The 5863-nt window shown below is 69.4% G+C and carries 9 protein-coding genes; 2 read left to right on the top strand and 7 right to left on the bottom strand.

Going from position 1 to position 5863, the window contains the following annotated elements:
* On the top strand, positions 1–414 hold a 414-nt coding region (locus RMO04_RS19475; RefSeq protein WP_309646429.1), incomplete at its 5' end, for a ribonucleotide-diphosphate reductase subunit beta.
* A gap of 9 nt (positions 415–423) precedes the next feature.
* Here the strand turns inward: RMO04_RS19475 and RMO04_RS19470 are convergent.
* The 7 genes from RMO04_RS19470 to RMO04_RS19440 all read right to left on the bottom strand — a co-directional run bounded on the left by RMO04_RS19470 (position 424) and on the right by RMO04_RS19440 (position 5613).
* Positions 424–1296 (bottom strand): alpha/beta hydrolase, encoded by an 873-nt coding sequence (locus tag RMO04_RS19470; protein WP_309646428.1) that lies wholly within the window; start codon positions 1294–1296, stop codon positions 424–426.
* A gap of 44 nt (positions 1297–1340) precedes the next feature.
* Positions 1341–1814, bottom strand: a complete 474-nt coding sequence (locus tag RMO04_RS19465; protein ID WP_309646427.1) for an HtaA domain-containing protein — start codon at positions 1812–1814, stop codon at positions 1341–1343.
* Between the two features lie 5 nt (positions 1815–1819).
* Complete coding sequence (yghU, locus tag RMO04_RS19460) at positions 1820–2695, bottom strand: glutathione-dependent disulfide-bond oxidoreductase (RefSeq protein ID WP_309646426.1); 876 nt, start codon at positions 2693–2695, stop codon at positions 1820–1822.
* 123 nt (positions 2696–2818) lie between these two features.
* Positions 2819–3490, bottom strand: coding sequence for a hypothetical protein (locus tag RMO04_RS19455; protein ID WP_309646425.1), 672 nt, complete (start codon positions 3488–3490; stop codon positions 2819–2821).
* A 134-nt stretch (positions 3491–3624) separates the two neighbouring features.
* The gene (locus RMO04_RS19450) at positions 3625–4095 is read right to left on the bottom strand and encodes an SRPBCC family protein (RefSeq protein WP_309646424.1); all 471 of its coding nucleotides are present in this window, start codon (positions 4093–4095) and stop codon (positions 3625–3627) included.
* Positions 4092–4436: a metalloregulator ArsR/SmtB family transcription factor gene (locus RMO04_RS19445; protein WP_309646423.1), complete on the bottom strand. Its 345-nt coding sequence runs from the start codon at positions 4434–4436 to the stop codon at positions 4092–4094. The genes RMO04_RS19450 and RMO04_RS19445 overlap by 4 nt, the downstream gene beginning before the upstream one ends.
* Positions 4437–4494: 58 nt before the next feature.
* Complete coding sequence (locus RMO04_RS19440; protein WP_309646422.1) at positions 4495–5613, bottom strand: L,D-transpeptidase; 1119 nt, start codon at positions 5611–5613, stop codon at positions 4495–4497.
* A 37-nt stretch (positions 5614–5650) separates the two neighbouring features.
* Here RMO04_RS19440 and RMO04_RS19435 point away from each other — a divergent pair.
* The coding region (locus RMO04_RS19435) for a hypothetical protein (RefSeq protein ID WP_309646421.1) at positions 5651–5863 on the top strand (213 nt) is incomplete at its 3' end.

The raw sequence follows: 5863 nt of genomic DNA, 5'->3' as shown, positions 1-5863 counted from the left end.
CTCTACCACGCCTTCAACGCCGAGACCGGCTGCGTGACCAAGAGCGTGGCCGACGACATCATCGACTGCTGCAAGACCGTGGTCGGCCTGGAGGACAACTTCATCGACCTGGCGTTCAATGCCGGCGAAATCCAGGGCATGACCCCGGACGACATCAAGAACTACATCCGCTTCATCGCCGACTGGCGCCTGCGCCAGCTGGGCCTGCCCGAGGTCTACGGCGCCAGGACCAACCCGCTGCCCTGGCTGCAGTCCATGCTCTCGGGCGTCGAGCACGCCAACTTCTTCGAGGCCCGCTCGACCGAATATTCCAAGGCCGCCACCCGCGGCAAATGGGACGGCGACGGCGGCGTCTGGGCCGAGTTCGACAAGACCCTGGCCAAGCGCGGCGAAAACATCCTGCCCGCGGAGTAGGGCTGCGGCCTACTCCGCCAGGAACGCCTCGGCCGCGGCCATGAAGACGTCCAGCTGGTCGTGGTGCACCCAGTGGCCCGCGCCCTCGACGTTCAGCAACCGCGCGTTCTGGAAGTTCGCGATCCGGCCGTCCTTCTCGGGGTCCGAGGCCCAGGATTCCGTGCCGCGCACCAGCAGGGCCGGCGCGGTGATGTTGCGCCACAGCCGGTGCTGGTCCTCGTGCGTCAGGCCGCCCACCCCGCCGCCCCAGCGGGCGTGATTGTCGAACTTCCAGGAATAGGTGCCGTCCTCGTTCTGGTGCGCCCCATAGGTGGTCAGGTGGCGCGCCTGCTCCAGGCTCAGGTGCGGGTTCTCCTCCGCCATGCGCTTGATCGCGTCGTCGAGGCTGGCGTAGCGGCGCGGCGCCCGGCCCGAGTTCTCCCGCCGGTCGGCCACCGAGGCGCGGATCCGCTGCTCGATGCTGCGCTTGGCCTGTTCGGCGATGACGGCTGGGGAAGGGCCCAGGCCCTCGATGGCGATGATCTTCGCCACCGTCTCGGGAAACGCCCCGCAATAGTTCAGCGCGATGCCGGCGCCCAGCGAATGAGCGATGATCGTGACCGGCGACATGTCCTTCTGATGGATGATCTGGGCGATGTCGTAGACATAGGCGCCCATGTCGTAGCCGCCGCCGATCGCCCAGGCGCTGTCGCCGTGCCCCCGCAGGTCCGGGGCGATCACGTGGTAGCGGTCGCGCAGGCGCTGGGCGACCCAGTCCCAGTTGCGGCAGTGGTCGCGGCCGCCATGCACCAGCAGCAGCGGCGGCGCGGTCTCGTTGCCCCAGTCCACGTAGTGCATTCGCAGGCGCTGGGAAAAATAGAAGTGGGACGTGGGGCCTTCCATGACGCGCTCCGCGATTGCTGCGCCTGCTTAACCCGAAACGACCGCTAAGCCAGCGTCAGACGCACGGGGTCCAGCGGCGTGCGCATCGGATAGTGGTCGCCCAGCACCTGGATGCCGTCCATCGCCAGGGCCGCGGGGATGATCAGCTCGCCGTCCTCACCGGTGGTCATGGCGGCCAGGTCCAGGGTGGCGATGATGCCCCGCCAGTCGCGCTTGACGCTGTCGGCGGCGGTCAGCACCAGACCCTGGGGCCCGATCTCCACCGCCGGATCGGCCAGGCACACCTTCAGCATCCCGCCGTGGGCGTCGAACTTCGCCTCGCCCACGAAGGCGCCCAGGCCCGCGGGCGCGCCGTCCTCGTCGAAGCTAAGGCCCTGGCCCGGTCCGGCGGCGAAGCTGAACGCCCCGTCCGCCGTCCGTTCCGCCCCGCCCTCGGCGCCGATCGTGCCGCCCGCGGCCTCCACATAGCCGCGAAAGCTCTGCTTCACGCCCCAGGTCAGCCGTACAACCCGCGCCATGCCGCTCACTCCGGCTTCGGCAGCTTGTCGCGGGTCTTCAGCTCGAAGTCGCTGGCGTCGTGGCGCTCCAGAAGCTGGCTGGAGAGTTCGCCGAAGGTCCGGTTGACCATCCGTCCGCGCTTGACCGCCGGGCGCTCGGCGATGGCGTCGGTCCAGCGCTGGACGTGCTTGTAGTCCTGCACCGACAGGAACTCGCCGGCCTCGTACAGAACGCCCTTGGCCAGGCTGCCGTACCAGGGCCAGATCGCCATGTCGGCGATGGTGTAGTCGGCGCCGGCGATGAATTCGCTCTCCGCCAGCCGGCGGTCAAGCACGTCCAGTTGCCGCTTCACCTCCATGGCGAACCGGTCGATGGCGTATTCGATCTTGAACGGCGCATAGGCGTAGAAGTGGCCCAGCCCGCCGCCCAGATAGGGCGCGCTGCCCATCTGCCAGAACAGCCACGACAGGCACTCGGCCCGCGCCGCGGGCTCGGTCGGCAGGAAGGCGCCGAACTTCTCGGCCAGGTGGACCAGGATCGCCCCGGACTCGAAGATGCGGATCGGCTCAGGACCGCTGCGGTCCACCAGGGCCGGGATCTTGGAATTGGGATTGGCGTCGACGAAGCCGCTGCCGAACTGGTCGCCCGACCCGATATTGATCAGCCAGGCGTCGTACTCGGCGCCGGAGTGTCCCAGCGCCAGCAGCTCCTCCAGCATCACCGTGACCTTCACCCCGTTGGGCGTGGCCAGGGAATAGAGCTGTAGCGGATGCTTGCCGACCGGCAGCGCCTTGTCGTGGGTCGGTCCCGCGATCGGCCGGTTGATGTTGGCGAACCGCCCGCCGCTCTCCTTGTTCCAGGTCCAGACCTTGGGCGGGACGTATTCGGGCGTGTCGGTCATGCGTGCGGCTCCAGGCGTGCGGGCGCGTCATCGCCCGTCGAGCTTCCGATGTGGCGGCTCGGGTCCAACTTGACCAGCCAGAATTTGCCGCCCCCCGAAGAGGTCCGCTTAAGAACGGCGATCTTAGATGTAGGCGACCATGGCCATAAGGACCGCCAGGTACATCAGCGCCCGGACGAACGCCCACAGGGCGATCGCCACGCCCCGACCGACCGGGATCGACAGCTCCCTGGCGAACCACCGCGACTGGACCCACAGAAACCAGGCGGTCGCGACCAGCGCCACGGCGGGGCTGATGAACGCGCTGTAGAGCGCGTTCCTCTGGCTCGCCACCAGGGCCAGACCGATGACCATCGCCCAGGGCGCGGCCAGGAAGCACTGGGCGTAGAAGGGGGCGTGCAGGGTGGTCCGCGACAGCAGGTCCCCCCGTCGGCGCACCAGGGTCGTGGCGGCGACCAGCGGGATCAAGGCGAACACCAGGCAGCGGAACAGCAACAGGTTCTGCGGCGAGTTGTAGATGGCGTTCTCCAGCACACCGGTCGCCTCGGGCCGCGGGACATGGGCGGCCATGGCGATCGCGTTGGTGATGACCAGGGTGATCATCAACAGCAGCGGCGGGCTCAGGCTGTCGTCGTAGCGGCCGTCTTCCGCGTGCTCGATCTGGGTGTCGGAGTAGCCCATCATCCCCAACGGCCGCGCCAGGATCCTCGCCATGGTCAGGGGATAGAAGGCCAGCCAAGACATCAGCTCGAACAGCAGCTCGTCTAAGCTCTTCAGGATCCTTAGGAAGTCCACGCCGCCTCGCCAAATCGGTCCCGTCGGGACCCGGGCGCCGCACCTCGACGCGCCTTCGAGCCGCAGTAAAGGGGCGAACACCCCGGCTGTCCAACCCCCCGCGCCACGTCGCCAACGACCCGGTAGGCTTCGGCCTAGGCCTCCACCAGCTTCGCCAGTTGGCCGGCCACCGTCCCCCAGCCGTCCTCGAACCCCATCGCCTCGTGCTCGTCGCGGCTCGCCGGGCTCGCGTGCATCGCGGTGGCGCTATAGTCGGTGCCGTCCGGGTGGGGCTTGAAGGTGACGATGGTGGTGAGCGTCAGGAACGGCGCGTCCGCCGGCCGCCAGCCCGCCAGCAGGGCGGTGGTGAACACCAGCCGTTCGTTCTCCACCAGCTCCAGATAGCAGCCGGCCACGTGCGGTTCGAAGGGGCCGCCGTCCTGGCTCATCTCGGTGACGAAGGCGCCGCCGGGCTTCAGGTCCATCGCCGCCACCCGGCAGACGATCGGCTCGGGGATCCACCATTTCTCGAAGCTGGCGGGCGTGGTCCAGGCCTTCCACACCACCGGCGGCGGCGCCTTGATCACGCGCGAGATGGTCAGGTCCAGGGCGGGGTTCGCGGTCATTCCGGGCTCTCCTGATGGTCGGGGTTGGTGACGAAGGCTTCCAGGCGGTCGGTGCGACCGGTCCAGATAGCCCGCTGAGTCTCGAGCCAGCCTTCGACGGCGGCGAACCGCGCGGGCTCCAGGGCGGCGGTCCGCACCCGGCCCGCCTTGCGCGTCGAGATCAGGCCGCTCTCCTCCAGCAGGCGGATGTGCTTCATGAAGGACGGCAGGGCCATGTCGAAGGGCGCCGCCAGCGCGCTGATGCTCACCGGTCCCCGCCCCAGCCGCCCCAGCACCGCGCGGCGCGCGGGGTGGGCCAGGGCGTGGAAGATCCCGTCCAGCGGCTCTTGATAGTGTTCCATAAGGCTAAGTATCGAAGCCTGAAACTTAGCGCAAGGGCTAAGTGTTGGGTGGCGGCGCCTAGGCCTTGGCGGGCTTCGCCTCGGTCCCGGTGAACACCACCACCGTCCCGGCCTTCACCGCCGCGCCCAGCTCCTCGGCGTCCCAGTTGGTCAGCCGCACGCAGCCGTGGCTGTCACGCTTGCCGATCAGGCGCGGGTCCGGCGCGCCGTGGATGCCATAGGTGTCCTTGGTCAGGTCGATCCAGATCGAGCCCACCGGATTGTTCGGACTCGCGGCGATCGACAGCTTCTCCTTGCCGTCGCCGAAGGTCAGCCGCTTGGGGTCATAGTTCCAGGTCGGCGCCTCGGCCACCGTGCGCACGGCCCATTCCCCGGTCGGCGCCGGGCGGCTGCTGGACCCCACCGTGGCGGGATAGACCGCCAGCAGCCGGCCCTCCGAGTCAAAGGCGCGAACCTCGCGCTCGGCCTTGTCGACCTCGATGCGCGCCACCTGGCTGGTCAGCTTCTCGGGGCCCAGCTGCGCCACCACGATGGTCTGTCCGGGCTTGGTGAAGTCGGCCTGCGGGTTCAGCGCCTTCAACAGCGCCTCGTCCATGTGGAACTTCTCGGCCAGGGCCTCGACGGGTCCGGAATAGGACAGCGCCTTCAGGGCCGACATGGCCTTGGGGTCGGTGGGGATCGTGGCCTCGAACGGCCCGTCCACGTCGTCGGCGGTGATCACATAATCCATCATCACCGGCGCCGCGTCGGCGCTCAGCGCCGCCCAGCTTTCGGCGTCCAGCTTGCCGTCGGCGGTCAGGCCCTTGGCGGCCTCGAACGCGGCCAGCGCCTGGCGCAGGTTCTCGCCCGCCTGGCCGTCGATCACGCCGGGCGAGAAATGCGCCCGGTCCAGCAGGACCTGCACCCGGGTCAACAGCCGCTTGGTGGTCGCCGCGTCCATCGTCCCCTCGGCGAACGCCGTGGCGTCGATGGCCTGGGCCACGGGGGAGGTGGAGGCCGGGATCGTCGGCACCGCCAGGGTCGGCGGGGTGATCGGCGCGCCGGGCGCCAGCGCCACGGTGGGCCCGCCCTGGGTGGGCGTGATGGCGTCCGGCGCCTGGGCGCTGGGGGCGGGGTCGGAACAGGCGGCCGCCAGCAGGGTTAGACCGAGCAGACCGATAGCGGGACGAAGGTTCATCTGTGACCCCGACGAAAACCGGCGCACAATCGCAGGCGTGACTGTGAAGCCTCCAAAGACGAGGAAGTTCCGGGCCCCATGGCTCGGCCTGGGGCTGCTGGTCCTGGCCCTGATCGTCCTGGTGCGCTGCGCCGGATCGCCGGGCGGCCCGCCCCCGCCCGGACCGCCCCCGGTCGAGACCCCGCCGTCCCCCGCGCCGTTCCCCCAGCCCCCGCCGCCGCCGCCACCCACGGCCTCGACCGACTGCCAG

This window comes from Phenylobacterium sp. (assembly GCF_031412415.1).
GTDB lineage: Bacteria > Pseudomonadota > Alphaproteobacteria > Caulobacterales > Caulobacteraceae > Phenylobacterium.
This window is presented reverse-complemented; position numbering and strand designations above follow the sequence as displayed.